The organism is Peribacillus sp. NPDC101481 (genome assembly GCF_044767165.1).
Classification (GTDB): domain Bacteria; phylum Bacillota; class Bacilli; order Bacillales; family DSM-1321; genus Peribacillus.
Genome location: NZ_JBIWNJ010000001.1, coordinates 774005 through 793488, shown reverse-complemented (window position 1 = coordinate 793488; position 19484 = coordinate 774005). Strand labels below are relative to the sequence as shown.

At 40.2% G+C, this 19484-nt stretch carries 18 protein-coding genes and 1 other RNA gene; 16 read left to right on the top strand and 3 right to left on the bottom strand.

Translation table 11 applies throughout. From position 1 onward, the window contains the following. The first annotated feature begins 10 nt into the window (after positions 1–10). Together nth and ACIROD_RS03710 are read left to right on the top strand one after the other, a co-directional pair. Positions 11–667 carry an endonuclease III gene (gene nth, locus ACIROD_RS03715; RefSeq protein WP_101222378.1) on the top strand — a complete coding sequence of 219 codons (657 nt, stop codon included), beginning with the start codon at positions 11–13 and terminating at the stop codon, positions 665–667. Further along, a complete protein-coding gene (locus ACIROD_RS03710; protein ID WP_402938069.1) occupies positions 664–1203 on the top strand; it encodes a YpoC family protein in 540 nt (179 codons plus the stop codon). Before nth ends, ACIROD_RS03710 begins: the two co-directional genes overlap by 4 nt. Positions 1204–1245: 42 nt before the next feature. Here the strand turns inward: ACIROD_RS03710 and ACIROD_RS03705 are convergent, their stop codons facing one another. Then, positions 1246–4008: a PBP1A family penicillin-binding protein gene (locus tag ACIROD_RS03705; protein ID WP_402938066.1), complete on the bottom strand. Its 2763-nt coding sequence runs from the start codon at positions 4006–4008 to the stop codon at positions 1246–1248. Positions 4009–4035: 27 nt separating this feature from the next. Continuing rightward, positions 4036–4647: a Holliday junction resolvase RecU gene (gene recU, locus ACIROD_RS03700; protein ID WP_101222375.1), complete on the bottom strand. Its 612-nt coding sequence runs from the start codon at positions 4645–4647 to the stop codon at positions 4036–4038. A gap of 142 nt (positions 4648–4789) precedes the next feature. Here recU and ACIROD_RS03695 point away from each other — a divergent pair, with 142 nt between their 5' ends. The 4 genes from ACIROD_RS03695 (at position 4790) to ACIROD_RS03680 (ending at position 7463) form a co-directional block, all read left to right on the top strand. After that, positions 4790–5737 carry a DUF2515 domain-containing protein gene (locus tag ACIROD_RS03695; protein ID WP_260358978.1) on the top strand — a complete coding sequence of 316 codons (948 nt, stop codon included), beginning with the start codon at positions 4790–4792 and terminating at the stop codon, positions 5735–5737. A 356-nt stretch (positions 5738–6093) separates the two neighbouring features. Beyond that, positions 6094–6369, top strand: coding sequence for a hypothetical protein (locus ACIROD_RS03690; protein ID WP_101222373.1), 276 nt, complete (start codon positions 6094–6096; stop codon positions 6367–6369). Positions 6370–6438: 69 nt separating this feature from the next. Then, positions 6439–6807: a YppE family protein gene (locus tag ACIROD_RS03685; protein ID WP_402938061.1), complete on the top strand. Its 369-nt coding sequence runs from the start codon at positions 6439–6441 to the stop codon at positions 6805–6807. Positions 6808–6884: 77 nt separating this feature from the next. Beyond that, the gene (locus tag ACIROD_RS03680; protein WP_402938058.1) at positions 6885–7463 is read left to right on the top strand and encodes a YppG family protein; all 579 of its coding nucleotides are present in this window, start codon (positions 6885–6887) and stop codon (positions 7461–7463) included. A gap of 69 nt (positions 7464–7532) precedes the next feature. On the opposite strand, the gene ACIROD_RS03675 is transcribed toward ACIROD_RS03680, so the two are convergent. Next, a complete protein-coding gene (locus tag ACIROD_RS03675; protein ID WP_101222371.1) occupies positions 7533–7982 on the bottom strand; it encodes an Hsp20/alpha crystallin family protein in 450 nt (149 codons plus the stop codon). 141 nt (positions 7983–8123) lie between these two features. Between ACIROD_RS03675 and ACIROD_RS03670 the strand changes: the two genes are divergently transcribed. The 10 genes from ACIROD_RS03670 (at position 8124) to ACIROD_RS03625 (ending at position 19375) form a co-directional block, all read left to right on the top strand. Beyond that, a complete protein-coding gene (locus ACIROD_RS03670) occupies positions 8124–8888 on the top strand; it encodes an alpha/beta fold hydrolase (RefSeq protein ID WP_402938054.1) in 765 nt (254 codons plus the stop codon). Between the two features lie 123 nt (positions 8889–9011). Continuing rightward, positions 9012–11288: a DEAD/DEAH box helicase gene (locus tag ACIROD_RS03665; protein ID WP_402938051.1), complete on the top strand. Its 2277-nt coding sequence runs from the start codon at positions 9012–9014 to the stop codon at positions 11286–11288. 36 nt (positions 11289–11324) lie between these two features. Then, on the top strand, positions 11325–12581 hold the full coding sequence (locus tag ACIROD_RS03660) for a ribonuclease H-like domain-containing protein (protein ID WP_402938048.1): 1257 nt from the start codon (positions 11325–11327) through the stop codon (positions 12579–12581). Positions 12582–13038: 457 nt separating this feature from the next. Further along, entirely contained in the window at positions 13039–13530 is a 492-nt protein-coding gene (locus tag ACIROD_RS03655) for a CotD family spore coat protein (RefSeq protein ID WP_402938045.1), read from the top strand. A 64-nt stretch (positions 13531–13594) separates the two neighbouring features. Continuing rightward, complete coding sequence (locus tag ACIROD_RS03650) at positions 13595–14146, top strand: SLOG family protein (RefSeq protein ID WP_402938042.1); 552 nt, start codon at positions 13595–13597, stop codon at positions 14144–14146. Between the two features lie 203 nt (positions 14147–14349). Next, positions 14350–14661: a cell division regulator GpsB gene (gpsB, locus tag ACIROD_RS03645; RefSeq protein WP_061463822.1), complete on the top strand. Its 312-nt coding sequence runs from the start codon at positions 14350–14352 to the stop codon at positions 14659–14661. Positions 14662–14741: 80 nt separating this feature from the next. Continuing rightward, positions 14742–15131: RNase P RNA component class B (rnpB, locus tag ACIROD_RS03640), an RNA gene on the top strand. Positions 15132–15704: 573 nt separating this feature from the next. After that, the gene (locus ACIROD_RS03635; RefSeq protein ID WP_402938039.1) at positions 15705–16853 is read left to right on the top strand and encodes a THUMP domain-containing class I SAM-dependent RNA methyltransferase; all 1149 of its coding nucleotides are present in this window, start codon (positions 15705–15707) and stop codon (positions 16851–16853) included. A 193-nt stretch (positions 16854–17046) separates the two neighbouring features. Next, entirely contained in the window at positions 17047–17247 is a 201-nt protein-coding gene (locus ACIROD_RS03630; RefSeq protein WP_034307871.1) for a cold-shock protein, read from the top strand. A gap of 211 nt (positions 17248–17458) precedes the next feature. Beyond that, positions 17459–19375, top strand: a complete 1917-nt coding sequence (locus tag ACIROD_RS03625) for an ATP-dependent DNA helicase (RefSeq protein ID WP_402938036.1) — start codon at positions 17459–17461, stop codon at positions 19373–19375. Positions 19376–19484 lie beyond the last annotated feature (109 nt).

Genomic DNA, 19484 nt, shown 5'->3' with positions numbered 1-19484 from the left:
GAGAACCAATATGTTGAATAAAGCTCAAATTCGATATTGTCTGGATACGATGGGTGAAATGTTTCCGGATGCCCATTGTGAGCTGAATCACTCCAATCCATTTGAATTGGTGATTGCTGTTGCCCTGTCAGCTCAGTGTACGGATGTATTAGTCAATAAAGTAACGAAGGATTTATTTCAAAAATATAAAACGCCTGAGGATTACATAAGCGTTCCGATAGAAGAGCTGGAAAATGATATTCGCTCAATCGGTTTGTTTCGTAACAAGGCTAAGAATATACAAAAGTTGTCGCGCATGCTGATCGAAGAATACGGTAAGGAAGTTCCCAGAGATCGTGATGAGCTTGTTAAATTGCCTGGCGTTGGCAGAAAGACGGCGAATGTAGTCGTTTCCGTTGCTTTTGATGTGCCTGCGATTGCTGTGGATACCCATGTAGAGCGTGTTTCCAAGCGTCTGGGATTATGCCGTTGGAAGGATAGTGTCCTTGATGTTGAGAAAACGTTGATGGCTAAGATACCAAAGGATGAATGGTCCGTTACGCATCACCGCCTGATATTCTTTGGACGCTATCATTGCAAGGCCCAGTCACCAAGATGTGAAACCTGCCCGCTTCTTGAATTATGCCGTGAAGGAAAAAAAAGAATGAAAAGGAAAGAAGCCAATTGACGCAGTCCATATCATTAAAAGTCCCTGAAGTATTGGACCACCCTTTGTTTTTCCCTGAAAAGGAAACCATCTTGGAAAAAGAGCGTTTTGCAGGTTGGAGTGGAACGATCCCATTCGAGGCTTTTCCGTATGAGTTACTTTATTATAATAATGTAGAGGCTTATGCTCCTTGGTCTATGGGGGCATTGCATATAAAGGAACTGCTGGAAAAATGGAAGGGAATTGATTCAGAATGCAGTTTGCTATTTTCCGAGCGAAAAGTGGGGCAGACTTTGTTACTCATGAAGCAGGGGATCGGTTTATTTTTAACCGCAATCTTCTGGATGCATGGAAAGCCAGTGGTTTTGAGTGATTTACGGGCAAAAATAGAATCCTTTACCAATATTCCGGTGAACCTTGCTGAAAGGCTTTCTTTCATCCTTGCTAGACCCGCTTTTTTTCATTCATATAGACAGCTTAGTGAGTTGTTCCGAGAATTTGAAAAGCAATATGTGAAGTTCATGATCAAAAATAAGAACATCCAAAAAAACGTCTAAGCTTTTAGCTTAGACGTTTTTTAAGTCAATCCTTATATATATTTATTCCGTATCTTTGTTTGGATCTGGGTCCGGGTTAGGGTTAGGGTCAGGGGTCTCGACTGGTTTTTCCTCTTCTACCGTTCCAGGGTCAGTGGCATCATCCCCGCCTTCGACGTCCTCATCACCACCATTATTGCCATTTCCATTTCCATCATCAGTGTTGTTGCCATTACCATTATTATCGTTGTTGCCATTACCGTTATTACCATTATTACCATTATTACCGTTATTGCCGTTATTTTCGTCATTTCCATTATTGCCGTTTTCGCCATTGTTATTTTTGTCTTCGCCTTGCTTATCTTCTTCGCCCTCAGCAGGCGTTTCTTGTTCAGGATCTTCACCTTCGGCCGGATCTTTAATCTCCTCGTCCTCAGTATCCTCAGGAGCTTCCGCTTCAGCAGGTATTTTGACTGATGTACTCGCAGGATCACTTTGTTGGTTATCCACTAAAGCTACCACTGAGAAAGTATATTTACTACCAGGGGTTGGATTAGGGATCGTTAAACTAGTATCCTTCGATTTTTTTAATACGCTCTCTGCTCCGCCATCAACGGACATCTTAACCTCGAATTGGGTATTCCCATTTCCTTTAGGATATGACCATGAAAGATTGATTTCATTGCTTTCCTGATTGTAAGAAGCGTTAATGCCAGGTGAGTCGATTTTTTCATATTCTGTCGTCACTTGTGTCGGTTCGTGACCTTTAACATAATATTCATAAGTGATTTTACTGCTTGGTGTGTATTCATTGGCTTTAACAGCTGGATTCGAACCTTTGATGACTCCAACCTTCACAACACTGTCAGGTTGATCAAAGTCTTTCGTTTCTTTTGATTGAGCCATATGTTCCATTAAGTTCTTAAAGATGGATTTAGGGATCCTTTGAGATGATTCACCCAGATATTCCATTTTCTCACCAGATGCATTATCATAACCAGCCCAAACCGCGACAGTATAATTGGTTGTATAACCTGCCATCCAGCTATCTTTTACACCGGAAGATGGGATGTTGTTCGCTGCACGCTGTTCAGGTGTGAAATTGGTTGAACCCGTTTTACCGGCTACAGGGAGACTTGGTATATTGGCTAACCTTCCTGTTCCATAAGGTTCTTTCATGACGCTTTTCAACATATCCGTCACGATGAAAGCTGTGGAATCTTTCATGACCGGTTTTGATTCCGTCTTGTTTTTGATGGTTGTTTTATCACGTAAAACAATCTTTTTCACACTATGCGGTTCATTATATATACCGTTGTTTCCGAATGAACTGTATGCACCGGCAAGTTCAAGTGTTGAAACATCCTTACCGCCGCCCAATGCTGCAGATTCGGTAATTTCCTTGTCAAAAGGAATGCCAAGTTCAGTGGCGAAATCACGTGCCCGGTCCAAGCCGACTGCTTGAAGCGTTTTTAAGGCAGGAATATTTAATGACCGTGCCAGTGCTTCACGAGTCGTTACAGTACCATAATGTCGTCCGGAAGCATTTTTAAGCGATGTTCCATCACTGTAAGAATATTCCTCATCCTTGATTTGATGGTAGGTGGACCAATTTAAATATTCTACGGCAGGACCATAATCCAGAATCGGCTTGATGGTCGAACCAGGTGATCGCTTGGCATCCGTTGCGTAATTCCAGCCGCGTTTAACCGTCGTGTTCCTGCCGCCGCCAACTGCTTTGATTTCACCAGTTTCTGTATCGAGTAATGTGACTCCGGCTTGGAGATCTTTACTTGGATAATTGATGATTTCATCACTGTTCAACATGTTATAGACATATTCCTGGGCATCTTTATCAATGGTCGTTTGGATTTCCAAACCATCGGTAAAGACGTTATAGTCACCCATATCCCCGACTTCCTCAATTACCAAATCGATGAATGCATCGTATGCGGTCGTATCGATTTGGCTCTTATCGATTTCTTGAAGTCCTTCTGTAATATCGATGCTTTGTGCATTTTTCATTTCCGTTTCGGTGATATAACCATGTTTATTCATTAAGTGCAGGACAATATCACGGCGTTCTTTCGCACGTTCAGGGTATTTATACGGGTCATACCTGCTTGGGCTTTGCGGTAATCCTACAAGCATGGCCGCTTCGTTCAATTTCAATTCGCTAAGATCTTTTCCATAATAAGTTTGCGATGCAGTTAAGATCCCGTTGGCACGGTTTGCAAAGAAAATCTTATTCACATACATTTCGAAAATTTCTTCTTTTGTATATTTTCTTTCAAGCTGTATGGATAGCCACATTTCCTGGACTTTCCTTTTAATGGTTTTATCAGGTGTTAAATAAGAACGCTTGATAACCTGCTGGGTCAATGTACTTGCACCCTCTGAGCCGAATCCGTTTTTGACGTTGGCTATGACGGCACTGCCCAGACGTAAGAAATCGACCCCGTGGTGTTCATAAAAGCGGGAATCTTCCGTTGCCAGGAAAGCTTCTTCGACAAGGTCGGGTATGTCTTCATAATTTACATAATCCCGGTTTTCCTTACCGATTTCAGCTAACAATTTACCATTTTCATCGAGAATCTTGGATGTTACCGGATCTTTCAAAAGCTTTTCGTCAAGTTTTGGAGCGTCGCTGATAAAGTAAGCCATTGCAGCTCCTCCGGCAACAAGGCCTATTATTCCGATTGTAACAAGTATAAGGAAAATTCGCTTAAGCATATTTGTTGGCTTTTTAGGACCTGTTTTCTGTCCCTTTTTTTGAGTCTGCCCCTGCTTTCGGCGTTCTTCTCTAGTATTATATTTTTCAGCCATTACAGCTAACCTGCCTTTCTAAAAAAACTAAAAATTTTCTGCGATGAGCGAATCTACTACTTTAATATAGTCAATTCTCGGTTGAAAGCCAAGAGTAATCTTTCGTGAACTGCTTTCAACCTCTTGAAGAGTTATAGATTTGCGCCCGCCTTCTTTCATTCTCTTCCAATAAAAACTCAGTTGTTCAGAACTCATTACATATATATCATCCATTGCTGAAAACCGAATGATCACAAATGCAATTCCGTCATGCTGAACGATTTGTTTCATATGTTCAATTTGATGGTCATGAAAATTCTTCAGAGGGAAAGAACTGCTGTTTTTCGTCTCCTTTGCCTCAAAATCAATGTACTTTCCTTTATAAACACCATTGTAATCGGTGGTCGATGCTTGTTTGAAATAAGCTTCTTTAATGACTGCAGCACTTCTTTTCGGATAGTGGACATCGACAATTTGAATGGGTGTCGGTTTTTTATGGATGACGGCAATGCCGTGTGCTAAATAATACTGATTGGTTTCGTTCAAATCGTCTTCCAATGTTTTTCCCCGGTTGCTGTAACTGATTTTTTTAAGTGGGCTTTTCTTTTCTTCCATAGCCTGCGGTACAAATCTTCGTCCGTTGGGATAATGAAATGCCACTTTTACCCCTCCTTTTTTTCACTTATCTATATTAGCAAAAAAAGAATCCAAAATGTGAATAAAAAGAATTGTTTCTTAGAACGATAGGATTTATGTACAACTATATGTCACAATTCATCTCTATAGAAAGGCGGACACATAGATGCGAATATTAATGACGGAAAAGCAATTGCTACATTCCATAAAAGCCCAAACCGCTAAAGGAAATAGGGATAATATATCAAGGACAAAGGCATATGAACGATTTTTCAAAATGCATCCCGAAATACAATGGTCTTTTTTAGCGGGGATGGTTTCTAGAAATGCAGGCTGGAATATGTGTGATCTTGAAGGGATTTGGTTTTCCCATTTGCTTGGCCAGAAATACAGGCATCTTTTATTCCTGACGTATGAAGAAGCCAACTGGAGAATATTCCAAGATGCTTATCCGCAATTACTTCTCTATCATTATTCGACGAAGTATGGACGTCCTTTGTTTCACTTATGTCATTATTTTTTTATTACCAAATTCATGACGAACGAATGGTATTCCTTTTGGAAACATGGAAATCGGGAAAAATTAGTCACTGCGCTCATCATAAATGAACAAAACATCATAGAAGAACCGGTTATTAAAAAACAATCTTTCGTATTTCATTCTCTCTTATTTTTCCTGCAGGACTGGATGCATTTTAGCACGGTTTTATTTCCTGCTTGCAATGGAGAACTATATGGATCGTCCGTTTCGCATTTTAGAAATATCGATAAAAGGATTGAATTGGGGAAAAGGTTGGCCGGCCTTTTATTTTCTGAAGATTTGTTTCCGCTATTCTATGAATTTTCCTGCAGGACAGAACCAACGGGTGCCAGATATGATTATGAACAATATCGAAAAAATCCTAGGTACCATGAAACCCCGATGCTGAGGGGAGTATATCCATTGATTCATCATCAAGCAGGAATGACAGAGCAATGGGATATGAAAAAAAAGGTTAAAAAAAAATGGTTCATTGAACCCAAATGGGAAGAAGACCCGCATTTGACCGATTGGTATGACCTTAAACAAAAGCAGCTACATACGGCAGCAATGATTAAAAATTGGATATTATAATAGCAAACAGGGAAGGCGTCATGTAAGCCTTCCCTGTTTTATCAGTCAGTATTTATGTCTTACGTAGAGGGGCGGTTTTCTCCGCTAAGCTTCGGATTTCCCGTTCCTGCCTTTTTAGTGGGCGGGTTTTGTCGTTTTTCGTTTTTTTGCTGTCTGCTTTCATTCGACTGCATAAAATCACCTCCTGTCTGTATTCTTGTTTAAAACTTCATTCTTCATTCTGCCATTGTTGTCGAAGGGCATAATAAATTAAGCGAATTGCACTTTCTTTGCCGATTCCCTTCTAGTTTTGTCAGTCATGAAGGGCTTTCTGATAAAAAAAAGAATAGTACAGGTAAAGAATGGGAGGGATCAGCATGGTCAATAAAAGTGTCGCAACAGAGGAGATATTAAGGATGATAGCTGAGATCAGTACCAGCCTGGATCGTTTGGAAATTTCATATGGGGAAACTGTAAATACAGTGCGGTGCAAACTATGGGCGGAGCAATATACATTAGTTAACGAAGCCCAGGAAGCCATTGAGAAAGCCGAGGATTATTGGGTGAATGCTGAAGGTGTAAACCATTCCTTTTCCATTGTCCCGAAAAAAACAATAATAAAGCACAATGTTCTCACTGAATTGCACGTATAAGCCAGAGGAATATCATTTTATAATGAACTGGATTATAATAAGGGAAACAATTGTGCGGAGGAATATATTGTGCAAAAAGAAAAACTGCAGCTATTAACAGAACAATTAATAAAATATACGGACCAAGTGGATGATATCTATGATGGTGTACGGAAGGAAGGAAAGGAAAAGGATTTTTTTTCGGAAGTCAAGCCGTTTGCAGACCAGGTAAGGACCGCATGCATCGAATGGGAAACCGGAATGAAGGAGTGGATGAAAGAAACTGAATTTAGGCATCTTTTCCCCGAGCAAATCGAACAAACCGCCCATAACCTTTCTGATGTGGCCGTACAGGCATTTTTTCCAAAAACAAGTTATAAGCGATTTAAAAGCCATGTTCAATCGGTGGAATTCATCCTTAATAATGTAAGAACGGAAATCAATCGGATTTTATCATAAAAATACCTACACTTTATTCCCCTTTTTTTCATATATTATCAGAACCATGTAATGAAAAAAGAGGAGGGCTCATTGACATGATGAGATCCGGTTTTAACCATATCTCCCCAAATCAAGGACAGTTTCCTCAATCAATGACGGAATATTGGGGAGGGTACCAGCAGCCAATGCCGTATCCTCCGCCCAATAATCATGAACAACCATTTATGTATCCATATCATCTCCAGGATACAGGGGGCTATATGACACCATATCATGATCCTTATCAGCAAGCGGCCTATCATCCATTCCAATCTGTCCAGCAGCAGGCGATGCCTGTGGGTGCTTATCCGGGCAGCAGTGTAATGCAGCCAATGGCACAAATGCAGCCAATCCAGTCCAATCAGCAGCCGCAAGCTTTTAGCCCGTTCGCCAATCCGCTACAGCCAGCTAAAAGACCTCCGCAAGGTCAGCAGCAGGCTCATAATCCATATCCTAAGCAGCAGTTCATGCAAAAACCCCAGCCATCGGGTTTCAAATCGGTCATGAATCAATTCAAAACACAAGATGGCTCGATGGATATAACGAAGATGATGAATACAGCTGGACAAATGATGAATACAGTTTCTCAAGTATCTTCAATGGTCAAAGGAGTAGGGGGCTTCTTCAAAGCTTAGATGGTGAATAAAGGAAAAGCAGACTTACAAGTGACCCAGCCACTTTTTTAAGTCTGCTTTTATTCATGTCTAATGGATTTCAATCCGATTCCCCCTGATTTTGGGTAGCTGAAGCGTGAGGATGCCATCGCGATGTCGAGCGGTGACTTTTGCTTCATCAATGGGTTTTGGAAAAGAAATGGTTCTTGAAAGAGTACCTGCTGAAACTTCTTTTTGAAACATTCCTTGATTTTTATGTCTTCTATCTACTTGCTTTGCAGTTATGGTTACAGCATGGGCCAGTACATCAATTGATATTTGGCTGCGTGCAATTCCAGGCAAAGTGGCGGTAAGTGTATATTCTGAATGCGTTTCGTGAACATCAACCGGAAAGCTGCGTTCTTTCGCCGAACCGAAGAAATCGTCAAGAGATTGCAGCATGCCTTTAGGAGGCCTTTCGGAAAACAGCCGATCCATTTTGTTAATGAAGTGGGTAAAGGGTTCTATTCTCCGATTATTATTTTTTTCAGAAGAGGTCATCACGGTGCTCCTTTCTAAAAAATTCCTTTGCCTATAGGCTATGTGAGGAATTAAGAAATGTGAATGCGCTGTTGGGTTTCAGATAAAGGACTATAGGGAATAACGTTACTGAATGATTAGAAAAGGAAATGAGGGTTTTATATGAAAAATAATGGCAAGCTTTCCTACATAGATACCGGGAAAGGAAATAAAACATTGTTGTTTATTCATGGATTTTGCGGAAGTCATGAATATTGGAGTGACATCATTGCTGAATTAAAGGATGATTACCGGGTTATTGCCGTTGATTTACGGGGGCATGGTGCAAGTGAGGAAATAGGGGAATCTTTCTCGATTGATGATATGGCTGCTGATATTGCGTCGTTACTGGACGAACTGGAAATCGCAAAGGTATATATGTTTGGTCATTCGCTTGGGGGATATATCACCTTGGCGTTCGCAGAAAGGTTTCCTGGGAAATTGTCTGGTTTTTCATTGGTACATTCTACAGCTTTGCCGGACGATGAAACAGGAAAGGCTGGGCGCTTAAAATCTGTCGAGAAAATCAAAAGTGAAGGAATTCCCGCTTTCATTGACGGACTTATACCAAAGCTTTTCTCTAATCCCGAAGATTCCAATATTGAACAAACTAAGGAAATCGGATATAAAACAAGTGAAAGCGGTGCGATAGGGTCTTTACATGCCATGAGGAACAGAATAGACAGAAATCATGTACTCAAAGACACAAAGCTGCCTGTCTTATTGGTTGCAGGTGAAGAGGATAAGCTAATTCCCGTTGAAAAAACCTTTTCTGCAAAAGGGAGCCATATCCATGAAGTTATACTTAAGGGAAGCGGCCATATGGGGATGCTGGAAGCTCCAAGCAGACTACTCGAAGAAATCATTCGCTTTGCCGAAAAGAATTAAATGATAAAAAAGACCGAGCTGGAGACGGGATGTTGCCGTTTCCAGCTTTTTTTTGTGAATAGGAAATAGTTTCCCTTTTGCATAGAACGTTCATTCGGTAGAATAGGAGTATGAGGTGGTTATATGAAACTGCGAAAAAATTTACAAGAAGTTATTAAGGATTTAAAAACTAATGAGGATTTTAAAGATAACATCGTACATTGGCAAGTAATTGAAGCGAAAGAGGCAAAACATGTCCCTTTTCCCGCTGCAATGAATGATAAGATCAAGCATGCTCTTGAAATACGGGGGATAAATGGGTTGTACACCCATCAGGCAACTGCATTCGACACTGCTGTCAGTGGCAATAGCCTTGTGGCGGTCACACCAACAGCTTCTGGTAAAACATTATGCTATAATTTGCCGGTCCTACAAAAAATACTGGAAAATGAAAAAACCAGGGCGCTTTATATATTTCCGACAAAAGCGCTAAGCTATGATCAAAAAAGCGAATTGAATGAAATGATTGATGAAATGGATGCTAATATAAATAGTTATACATACGACGGGGACACACCTTCAAACATCAGGCAAAAAATTCGCCAGGCCGGGCATATCGTGATCACCAATCCTGATATGCTCCATTCGGGAATCCTGCCCCATCACACGAAATGGGTCTCTTTGTTTGAAAACTTGAAGTATGTGGTCATTGATGAACTTCATATTTACCGCGGCGTTTTCGGAAGTCATACAGCCAACGTCATTAGAAGGTTAAAAAGGATCTGCAAGTTTTATGGAAGCGACCCTGTTTTCATCTGTACTTCCGCTACGATCAATAACCCAAAAGAGTTAGCAGAAGAGCTTACGGAAAAACAAATGGTCCTGATCGATAATAACGGAGCCCCAAGTGGGAAAAAGCATTTTGTATTTTATAATCCCCCAATAGTCAATAAACCGCTCAACATACGAAGGAGTGCGGTATTGGAAGTCAGGAAGCTGGCAAATGAATTTTTGAAAAATAAAATACAAACCATCGTTTTTGCGCGAAGCAGGGTTCGAGTGGAAATTCTATTGACATATTTACAGGAACTTGTGTCAAAGCAATTGGGGCCAAAATCGATCAGGGGCTATCGAGGCGGATATCTGCCAACACAGCGTAGGGAAATTGAACAAGGCCTCAGGGATGGTTCCATTTATGGGGTGGTTTCCACAAATGCACTTGAGTTGGGTGTCGATATCGGTCAGCTTCAGGTTTGCATAATGACAGGTTACCCTGGATCCATATCGAGTGCCTGGCAACAGGCTGGGCGAGCAGGAAGAAGGCATGGTGAAGCATTGATCATCATGGTCGGCAGTTCCAGTGCCCTTGATCAATATATCGTACAACATCCCGATTATTTCTTTACCAGAAATCCAGAAACTGCAAGAATCAATCCGGATAATCTTTTGATCTTGGTTGATCATGTAAAATGCGCAGCATATGAGCTGCCATTTAAAAAAGGCGATACTTTTGGGAAAACAGAGATTATCGACGTTCTTGAATTCCTTACGGAAGAAAGGGTCTTACACCTAAATGGGGACAAATGGCATTGGATGAATGATGCTTTTCCCGCAAGCAATATCAGCCTGCGCTCAGCGGCACAGGAAAATGTCGTCATCATCGACCAAACGAATGCACCGGTTAATCGGGTCATAGGGGAAATGGATACTTTCAGTGCAATGACCCTTCTTCACGATGAAGCCATTTATTTGCACCAGGGTATTCAATTTCAGGTGGAAGAACTTGATTGGGATGAAAAAAAGGCTTATGTACGTGAAGTCAATGTGGACTATTATACGGATGCTAACCTTGCTGTTCAATTGTCTGTATTGGAAGTCGATAAACAGCGAACTTTCGCTTCCACAGCAGCTGCTTTTGGTGATGTCGCAATCCGGGCGATGGCTACGATCTTCAAAAAAATCAAATTCGAAACTCATGAAAATATTGGTTCAGGTCCAATCAGCCTCCCTGAGATGGAACTGCATACGAGTTCGGCCATGCTTTCCATGGATCCTGATATATTTAAGTGGGACGAAAATCGAATAGAACAAGGAATGATAGGTGCGTCGCATGCTCTTAATTACATGATTCCGCTATATGTTATGTGCGATCCGCATGATATTCATGTTTATCCGCAGGTTAAAGCAGCGCATAATGAAAAACCGACCATTTTTATCTATGATAGTTATCCGGGTGGCATAGGGTTAAGTGATAAAGTATATGAAAACTCTGAAGTCATTTTGCTGGAAACAATATCAATGATTGAAAATTGCACTTGTGAGAGCGGCTGCCCTTCCTGTATCGGTACGGAATCCGCAACGAAAACAGCCAAGAGTGATGCCAAACAATTATTAGGTCAATTTTGTAAGCAAAAACATTAATAGATTGCATTGATAGGTGAAAAGAGGTGTAATTTCATGTCTTTAAAAAATAAATTGAACCGTATGAAAACGCATATGAACCTAGGGAAACAACCTTCTCCTGTAGAAGAAAATGACCAGAAAGTGAATGAAGAAATTCCTTACTTTGAAAAGTGGCTTGAGAACGATACCGTTTCCTTTCATTTCGACGGTGACTATTGTTTCATTAGGGAAGTCCGCTACCCTATAAATCACAAACACGGGTTATATGAATTTTCCGAGCTGAAAAAGGTCGTAAAAGAGTGGAATCAAACTTCATTGGAGCATCCACTTTCCGCCAGGGGCGTTAAAAGTGAAGATCTGTTTTTCTTCGATACGGAAACGACAGGACTAGGAGGCGGAGCCGGTAATACCATTTTTTTACTAGGGTATGCCTATTTAGAAGGTGAAGAAGTAGTCGTGAAGCAACATATCCTTCCGCAGCCTGGAAGTGAAATACCGCTTTATCAAAGCTTTTTGGAAAACATCAATTACGAAACACTTGTCACTTATAATGGTAAGTCCTTTGATTGGCCACAGTTAAAAACGAGACATACCTTGATAAAGGAACATGTGCCAAAACTACCGGAATTCGGACATTTCGATTTGTATCATGCTTCAAGACGCCTATGGAGAAACAAATTGGAACGAGTGAAATTATCAGCTGTCGAAACAGATATTCTAGGTGTACATAGGGAGGATGATATTCCTGGATATTTGGCACCGATGATTTATTTTGATTTTGTTGAGAGGAAGAATCCGGAAATACTGTTTGGAATCATGAAGCATAATGAATTGGATATCTTATCATTGATCACTTTGTATATTCATTTGTCCCGAAAAATCCTCCAAATCGACGGATATACGGAAGAGTCCATGGAAATTGCACGATGGCTTGCTTATTTGGGGAAAAAAGAGGAGTCAGTTGAGACATATCAAAAAATATTGGAAGCGGGTAATGAGGAAGATCGGATTATAGCTGGCCATGCATTAGCCTTCCAGAAAAAGAAGCAAAAACAATTCGATGAAGCTTTGGAAATTTGGAAGGAAGTCGCCTTAAAAGGGAATGTGCAAATTAGGGTACAGGCACAGATTGAATGTGCGAAATTATACGAACATCAATTTAAGGACGTCGGTCTTGCTCTAAAATGTTCAATAATCGCGCATCAAGAGATGGTTAGGGAAGGGACCGCCCTGGGGAAAAAACAGTTGGAATTGGAAAAGAGGATCCGGCGGCTCGAAAAGAAAGAGGAATCAAAGGATATTTCTGTATAAGATTAGGGAGCGAGAAACTTCTTTTAGTGCAAAAGGCCGAAAATAAAAAATATGTATACATTTATTGTAGCCTTCAACTATTGTGTGTAAAATGGAAAGAGTTGAGGGTGAAATTCCGAAGCGTTCATTTCATGCCTTTACATCATATAAAATTAAGGTGAAAGCGGAGCGGAGAAATGTATAAAACGACTTTATTTCTATTTTTTGTAGTTCTTTGTTTAACGATAGTTTTGTTTACTTCATTAAAAGACAGTCTCTATTCCTTTTTATAGAAAATTCCTCATTTCATTTGACGGTTAGCCAGATATAATAATGATAGTGTACTTATTGACAGCCATCCATCGTTTTATACTTATTCTGTATAAATAGGTCATTTCATCAGTACACGTATCCCCTTTTTTTCATAGTCTGTAATGGTAAGACTAAACTTATCATGATGAAAGGGGACGTATTATAAATGTATTTTCGTAATTGTGGAGGAAATAAACCCCATGTAATGGGAGCATCCAACAATGTAATGGGAGCATACGGGAACGCACCTGGAGTAATGGGAGCATCAACCGGTAAACACCCCAACAACGTAATGGGAGCGTCAACCGGTAAAAACTCTAACGTAATGGGAGCCTATAGTCCATCGGCTGTGTCTCCAGCGCAATATGGTCCATCGGCTGTGTCTCCAGCGCAATATGGTCCAACACAAACATCTCCATCTCAAGTTGCCCCAGCGCAAGTCTCTCCAACACAGCAATTTGTCAATACGAATGTATCGAACACAGTGATTCCTGTCGTTCATCCATCACATACTACAAATGTCAATAAACATGTGAACACGTATAAGCATTATTTCCCGCATACTCAATCCGTGGTGAACGAGTGCTATAATCAACACTTGATTTGTGGAAGGCCGCCGCAAAACCAATGCTGTCCGCCTAGGCATTTCGGATACTAAAAAATAAGGGCTTATTAAGCCCTTGTTTTCTTATATAATCATGTTAAAGGAGATTAGCCAAGAGATGAAGGTTTTGTATATGACGGGCTACAAAGCTTTTGAATTCGGGATATTCAAAAATGACCATGATGCCGTAAAATATATAAAGAAAGCGATGAAGCAGCGTCTCCTGCCATTGGTGGAAGACGGGCTGGAATGGGTGATCATCTCAGGTCAGTTGGGTACGGAACTATGGGGTGCAGAAGTGGTTTTCGAATTACAGGAAGAATATAATCAGCTTAAATTAGGGGTGCTTACTCCTTTCCTGAAACAGGAAGAGTCATGGAACGAGACGAATCAAGAATATTACCGATCCATATTGGCCCGTGCCGATTTTGTTGAGTCCATTTTCAACAAACCATATGAAGGGCCACAACAGCTGAAAATCAAAAATAGGTATATGGTCCATAAAAGCGATGCCATGCTCATCATTTTCGAGGCTGAAAAAGAAGGATCAGCCCGATATCCTTATTTCGAGGCGATGAAAAAGGCAGAAACACAGCGATACCCCATCTTTCAGATAAACTTTGATGATCTGCAACTGGCTGCGGAAGAAGCCAGCTGGTCCGAAGAATGATGGAGTGAAAATAATTATGGATTAAAAGTTGTTTCTAAAGCATAATCATATTATGATGAAATTTAGATACAGATATAATGGGAATACATATCGTTCTCTGAAACAGTAAGCTTACAAAATGGTGTTTCGTTGACAAACCCAAGCAGATTTGAAAAAATAATAAAAAGTCGATTGTATTGGCGAAAGTATTGAGGTGAAGTCTTATGCTATCCGATAAGATAAAATTAACGGCTAAAGATATTCTTGAAAAAGATTTTAAAACAGCCATGCGCGGTTATAAACCTGAAGATGTGGATCAATTCCTGGATCTGATCATTAAAGATTATGAAGTGTTCCATCAGGAAATTGAAGATCTAAAACAAGAAAATCTTAAATTGAAAAAACAAGCCGAAGAGAGTACAAAACGTCCAAATCAACCTGCTCCAAGTGCCACTCCGGGAACCACTAACTTTGACATCCTTAAACGGTTATCCAACTTGGAAAAGCACGTGTTTGGTAACAAGCTTTTTGACTGAGGTTTTGCATTGTAAAAGTGAAAATGATTTTGGTATTGTGTTTTCGTGAATAATGGAGTATAATCAATTATGTTATGTTAACGTTTGGGTAATTGCTGCTGCATTTATGCAGTAGAGGAAAGTCCATGCTCGCACGGACTGCGATGTCCGTAGTGTTCGTGCCTGGCGAAAAAATAAGCTTGGGCAGCAATCTTTGATTGCTGACGGCTGGGAAAATGCCTAAGTCCTTTTGGATATGGCATGAATACCTATAAAAGTGCCACAGTGACGGAGCCTTTACAGAAATGTAAAGGGTGGAACGAGGTAAACCCCACGAGCGAGAAACCCAAATTAATGGTAGGGGCGCTTTCTTCCTTGGAATTGAACGAGGAGAAGGACAGAAGCACTTGCTTCTGTAGATAGATGATTACCGCCGAAGTACGAGACGCGAGTCGCTTGCAGTACTGAGGAACAAAACATGGCTTACAAAACGTTATCATATAACACCAAAAGCACAACTCTCCTTTTAAAAGGAGAGTTTTTGTTTATGGAGAATGCATTATTATAAAAAGATTGGGCATTTCCATTTATTTTTCGTTTTCTGAAACATGGCTGTGTTAAACTTAAAACTTGGCAAGTTTTTCATTGCGTTCGAATGATTAGGAAAATGGCTTAAATGAAGTCTGTCGGTAACGTTTTTAAAAATAGTGTTGGAATGTTAAGCATTTCTTTGATTCTGGGTATCCTATTTATAAAGGTTCCTTTTTAGCCCTAAAATGAAGGTATCAAAACAGAACTTCAAACTTCAGGATAATGGATGGGAAGCATACATAATTGGTCGGATGATTTAATTGCAGCATGTATCCTAAGGTACATGGATAATTGAGTATAGCTTTACATCACGGTGATTAATACGCTATATGATCGGCTAACTGAAATATAAAAACGCGGTGGGCCATAAGGTTTACATGTAAAAAATCAATGCCTGATTCTAAATACATAAATGAAAGAAATTCGGGAAAAAGTGCCATTGATTGGATTAATGGAAAGAAGGTGCAGGATTAATGAAACAATTCGATATAATTGCAACATCAGCAATGGGATTGGAATCAATTGTTGCCAAGGAGGTGCGGGATCTTGGTTACGATTGTCAAGTCGAAAATGGGAAGATCACCTATAAAGGGGATCAATCCGCCATTGCCCGCTCTAATTTATGGCTGCGCAGTGCCGATAGGGTGAAAATTAAAGTCGCTGAATTCAAAGCATATTCATTTGATGAGTTGTTTGAAAAAACAAAGGCCTTGAATTGGGAGGATTTCTTATCAGCCGATGTCGAGTTCCCCGTTAGTGGAAAATCCGTTAAGTCAAAGCTATACAGTGTCCCTGATTGTCAGGCTATTGTAAAAAAGGCGATTGTTGATAGATTGAAAAGTAAATATAAGCAAGTATCTTGGTTTGCAGAGACAGGTCCTTTGTTTAAAATTGAAGTGTCTATTTTAAAAGATGCAGTGACACTTACCATAGACACTTCAGGTGCGGGTTTGCATAAGCGTGGTTATCGGACAGGGCAGGGAGAGGCGCCCCTTAAAGAAACATTGGCGGCTGCGTTAATCATGCTGACCAATTGGAAGCCTGATAAACCTTTCATAGATCCATTTTGTGGATCTGGAACGATTCCCATCGAGGCGGCCTTAATTGGACAAAATATAGCACCGGGGTTTAACAGGGAATTCGTTTCTGAAACCTGGTCATGGATGGACAGCAAGGTATGGGATGAAGCGCGGATTGAGGCTGAAGATTTAGCCGACTATGATCAATACTTGGACATAACCGGTTGTGATATTGACCATCGAATGGTCGATATAGCTAAAGCGAATAGTTTTGAAGCCGGTCTTGGTGATTTGATTGAATTCAAACAAATGCAGGTAAGGGATATCTCAACCAAGAAAGAGTATGGTGTCATTGTCGGGAACCCGCCTTATGGAGAACGTCTTGGTGAGAAAAAAGCGGTAGAGCAGATGTATAGGGAAATGGGCCAAGCCTTTAAGAAGCTTGATACATGGTCGGTATACATGATTACCTCCAATCCTGACTTCGAACAGCATTATGGTAAGCCTGCAACGAAAAAAAGGAAATTGTTCAATGGTTTCATCCGTGCTGACCTTTATCAATATTGGGGGAAAAGGCCGCCAAGGCAGCCTCAAGGTGAATGAGTAGGTAGAATATAATGGAGGATTTTGCTAGTCAGGACGATTTATTCATAATAGGTTCCAGTCTTGCTTATCATTTCCTTTTCTGTTATTCTAATAATGAATTATTTTTGTTCAGATTTAAGGAATACCTTAATATTCTTTTGAGCAAGGATAGTAATATAATGTGTGGAGAACACACTAGGAGGCAACAAAAATGGAACAAGGTAAAGTAAAATGGTTTAACGCAGAAAAAGGTTTTGGATTCATCGAACGTGAAGGTGGAGACGATGTATTCGTACATTTCTCAGCTATCCAAGGCGAAGGTTTCAAAACACTTGAAGAAGGCCAAGACGTTACATTTGATGTAGAACAAGGTCAACGTGGACCACAAGCATCAAACGTAAACAAAGCTTAATTCAACCCTATATTATTTACAGACAGGCTCTCTTGGAGCCTGTCTTTTATTTTACGAATCGGGCAACCAGACAGCATACATACATATTGCCTTTCATTCTGATAATAGGTAAATATCTTGACTACTAATGTGAAATAAAGGATAATATACTTTTGCCTAAGATAATAATGATTCGGATTTTATATAATGATGATAGATAAAAGGGGAGACCATGATGCTTAAAACACTGCCTTTTTCGGTAACAAAGGAAGATTCTTTTTACGATAAGCTTTCAGAATGGATCGGTGATGTTTTTTACGATATTCTTCCCGAAAAAGGATTTGAGCTGCGTGACGAACAAATCTTCATGGCTTTTCAGTTAGAAAAAGCCTTTAAAGAAAAAAATATAAGTTTTGCTGAAGCAGGGGTAGGGACTGGTAAGACTTTGGTCTATTTACTGTATGCGATTTGTTATGCGAGATATACGAATAAACCGGCAATTATTTCATGTGCAGATGAAACGTTGATTGAACAGCTTGTCAAAGAGGAAGGCGACATCCAAAAAATCAAGAATGCTTTAGGTATTGAAGTGGATGTCCGGCTTGCCAAATATCACGATCAATATGTATGTCTTAAGAAATTGGATTATGCTGTGAATCATGAGGATTCAGAGGGGATAGATCAGCTCTATGATGAACTTCCCAAGTTTGTTCATGATAACTCATCCATGAACGCCTATACACCATATGGGGACCGTAAACAGTATCCATATTTAAATGATGAAGACTGGTCTAAAGTTGGCTGGGATCAGCTTCAAAACTGTTTTACTTGTGATAAACGCCATCGTTGTGGGCAAACCCTATCACGGGACCACTATCGAAAATCAAGTGATTTGATCATTTGTTCACATGACTTCTTCATGGAGCATGTATGGACTAAGGAAAAGCGTAAGCGTGAAGGACAGTTACCATTACTGCCTGAACATAGCTGTGTTGTCTTTGATGAAGGCCATCTTTTGGAATTTGCTGCTCAAAAGGCTTTAACTTATAAAGTTGGGGAACAAACCCTCGCTTCGGTTCTGGAATTGCTAACAGCCAATCAGGTTCGTGAAGAAACCTTATACATCATCGAGGACTTAATTGATATCAATGAAGAGTTTTTTGATTTGTTGGATGAAAAAGCGATACATGTCAGCGGGTCTAATCGTTATGAAATCCCAATGTCAAAAGAAATAACAAGCTTTGCCCAAAAGCTTCATAAAAAGGTTGAAGAGTTAGAGGAGAACCTAGTTTTTGAAGCGGAAATGTACACGATCAATGATTATGATTTAAAAGTGACGGAAGAGTATTTAGAGCAGCTGGGCTACTCCCTTTCTCTATTTGTGAAGGATGAACAGGCCGTTTCCTGGTTTGAAGAAAATGAAATGACCAAAACATTGGTGATCATGCCAAGGCTAGTGCAGGATATCTTGTCTGAACAGGTATTCTCGAAAAAAATCCCTTACATTTTTTCATCGGCAACATTATCGGATAATAAATCCTTCCAATATATTGCAGATAGTTTAGGGATAGAAAAGTATGACAGCTTTTCCGTTGAATCACCATTTGATTACGATGAAGTCATGAAAATGAACATGCCGGTCTTCGAAAATGGAGACCAATTGGCAAAACTTCAATATACAATGAATACAATTGAGGAAAATGAAGGTCGAACACTAGTGTTATTCCACTCAAAAGAAGAATTGCAATGGTTCAAGGAAAACTGCCCAGTATCATCCTATCCATTTTATTTTGAAGGGGAAGCGGAAATCAGCGAGCTTGTTAAGAAGTTCCAAGAGGATGAGCAATCTGTCCTTTTCTCCTATCATTTATGGGAGGGACTTGATGTTCCAGGACCTTCATTACAAAATGTAGTGATACACTCGCTTCCTTTCCCGCCTCGCGATCCGGTTTTCGAAGCCAAACGTAACTCGGTTACCGATGCATTCGAAGAGGTGGATCTTCCATACATGCTCCTTCGATTGCGCCAGGGAATAGGGCGTTTGATCAGGACGAGCAATGATTCGGGAACCGTCCAGATTTTGATTGAAAAGAATCTTTCGGAACATGTGAAAGAGAAGATTGTAACCATTCTTCCTGTAACGATTTAAATATACCCCCAAAAAAAAGAGCCAAGGGAACCCCTTGGCTCTTTTTTATTTTAATTTATTAATCGGAGTGGTTCTGATATGAAAGACTTTTGTATAATATGGTAAAGTG

Excerpts from the sequence above, each read along its gene's own strand:
- ACIROD_RS03680 (WP_402938058.1), top strand. The coding sequence starts at position 6,885 with ATGATGAGATCCGGTTTTAACCATATCTCCCCAAATCAAGGACAGTTT.
- ACIROD_RS03625 (WP_402938036.1), top strand. The coding sequence starts at position 17,459 with ATGATGCTTAAAACACTGCCTTTTTCGGTAACAAAGGAAGATTCTTTT.
- ACIROD_RS03655 (WP_402938045.1), top strand. The coding sequence starts at position 13,039 with ATGTATTTTCGTAATTGTGGAGGAAATAAACCCCATGTAATGGGAGCA.
- ACIROD_RS03690 (WP_101222373.1), top strand. The coding sequence starts at position 6,094 with ATGGTCAATAAAAGTGTCGCAACAGAGGAGATATTAAGGATGATAGCT.
- ACIROD_RS03650 (WP_402938042.1), top strand. The coding sequence starts at position 13,595 with ATGAAGGTTTTGTATATGACGGGCTACAAAGCTTTTGAATTCGGGATA.
- ACIROD_RS03665 (WP_402938051.1), top strand. The coding sequence starts at position 9,012 with ATGAAACTGCGAAAAAATTTACAAGAAGTTATTAAGGATTTAAAAACT.
- ACIROD_RS03695 (WP_260358978.1), top strand. The coding sequence starts at position 4,790 with ATGCGAATATTAATGACGGAAAAGCAATTGCTACATTCCATAAAAGCC.
- ACIROD_RS03705 (WP_402938066.1), bottom strand. The coding sequence starts at position 4,008 with ATGGCTGAAAAATATAATACTAGAGAAGAACGCCGAAAGCAGGGGCAG.
- nth (WP_101222378.1), top strand. The coding sequence starts at position 11 with ATGTTGAATAAAGCTCAAATTCGATATTGTCTGGATACGATGGGTGAA.
- ACIROD_RS03660 (WP_402938048.1), top strand. The coding sequence starts at position 11,325 with ATGTCTTTAAAAAATAAATTGAACCGTATGAAAACGCATATGAACCTA.
- ACIROD_RS03670 (WP_402938054.1), top strand. The coding sequence starts at position 8,124 with ATGAAAAATAATGGCAAGCTTTCCTACATAGATACCGGGAAAGGAAAT.
- ACIROD_RS03675 (WP_101222371.1), bottom strand. The coding sequence starts at position 7,982 with ATGACCTCTTCTGAAAAAAATAATAATCGGAGAATAGAACCCTTTACC.
- gpsB (WP_061463822.1), top strand. The coding sequence starts at position 14,350 with ATGCTATCCGATAAGATAAAATTAACGGCTAAAGATATTCTTGAAAAA.
- ACIROD_RS03630 (WP_034307871.1), top strand. The coding sequence starts at position 17,047 with ATGGAACAAGGTAAAGTAAAATGGTTTAACGCAGAAAAAGGTTTTGGA.
- ACIROD_RS03635 (WP_402938039.1), top strand. The coding sequence starts at position 15,705 with ATGAAACAATTCGATATAATTGCAACATCAGCAATGGGATTGGAATCA.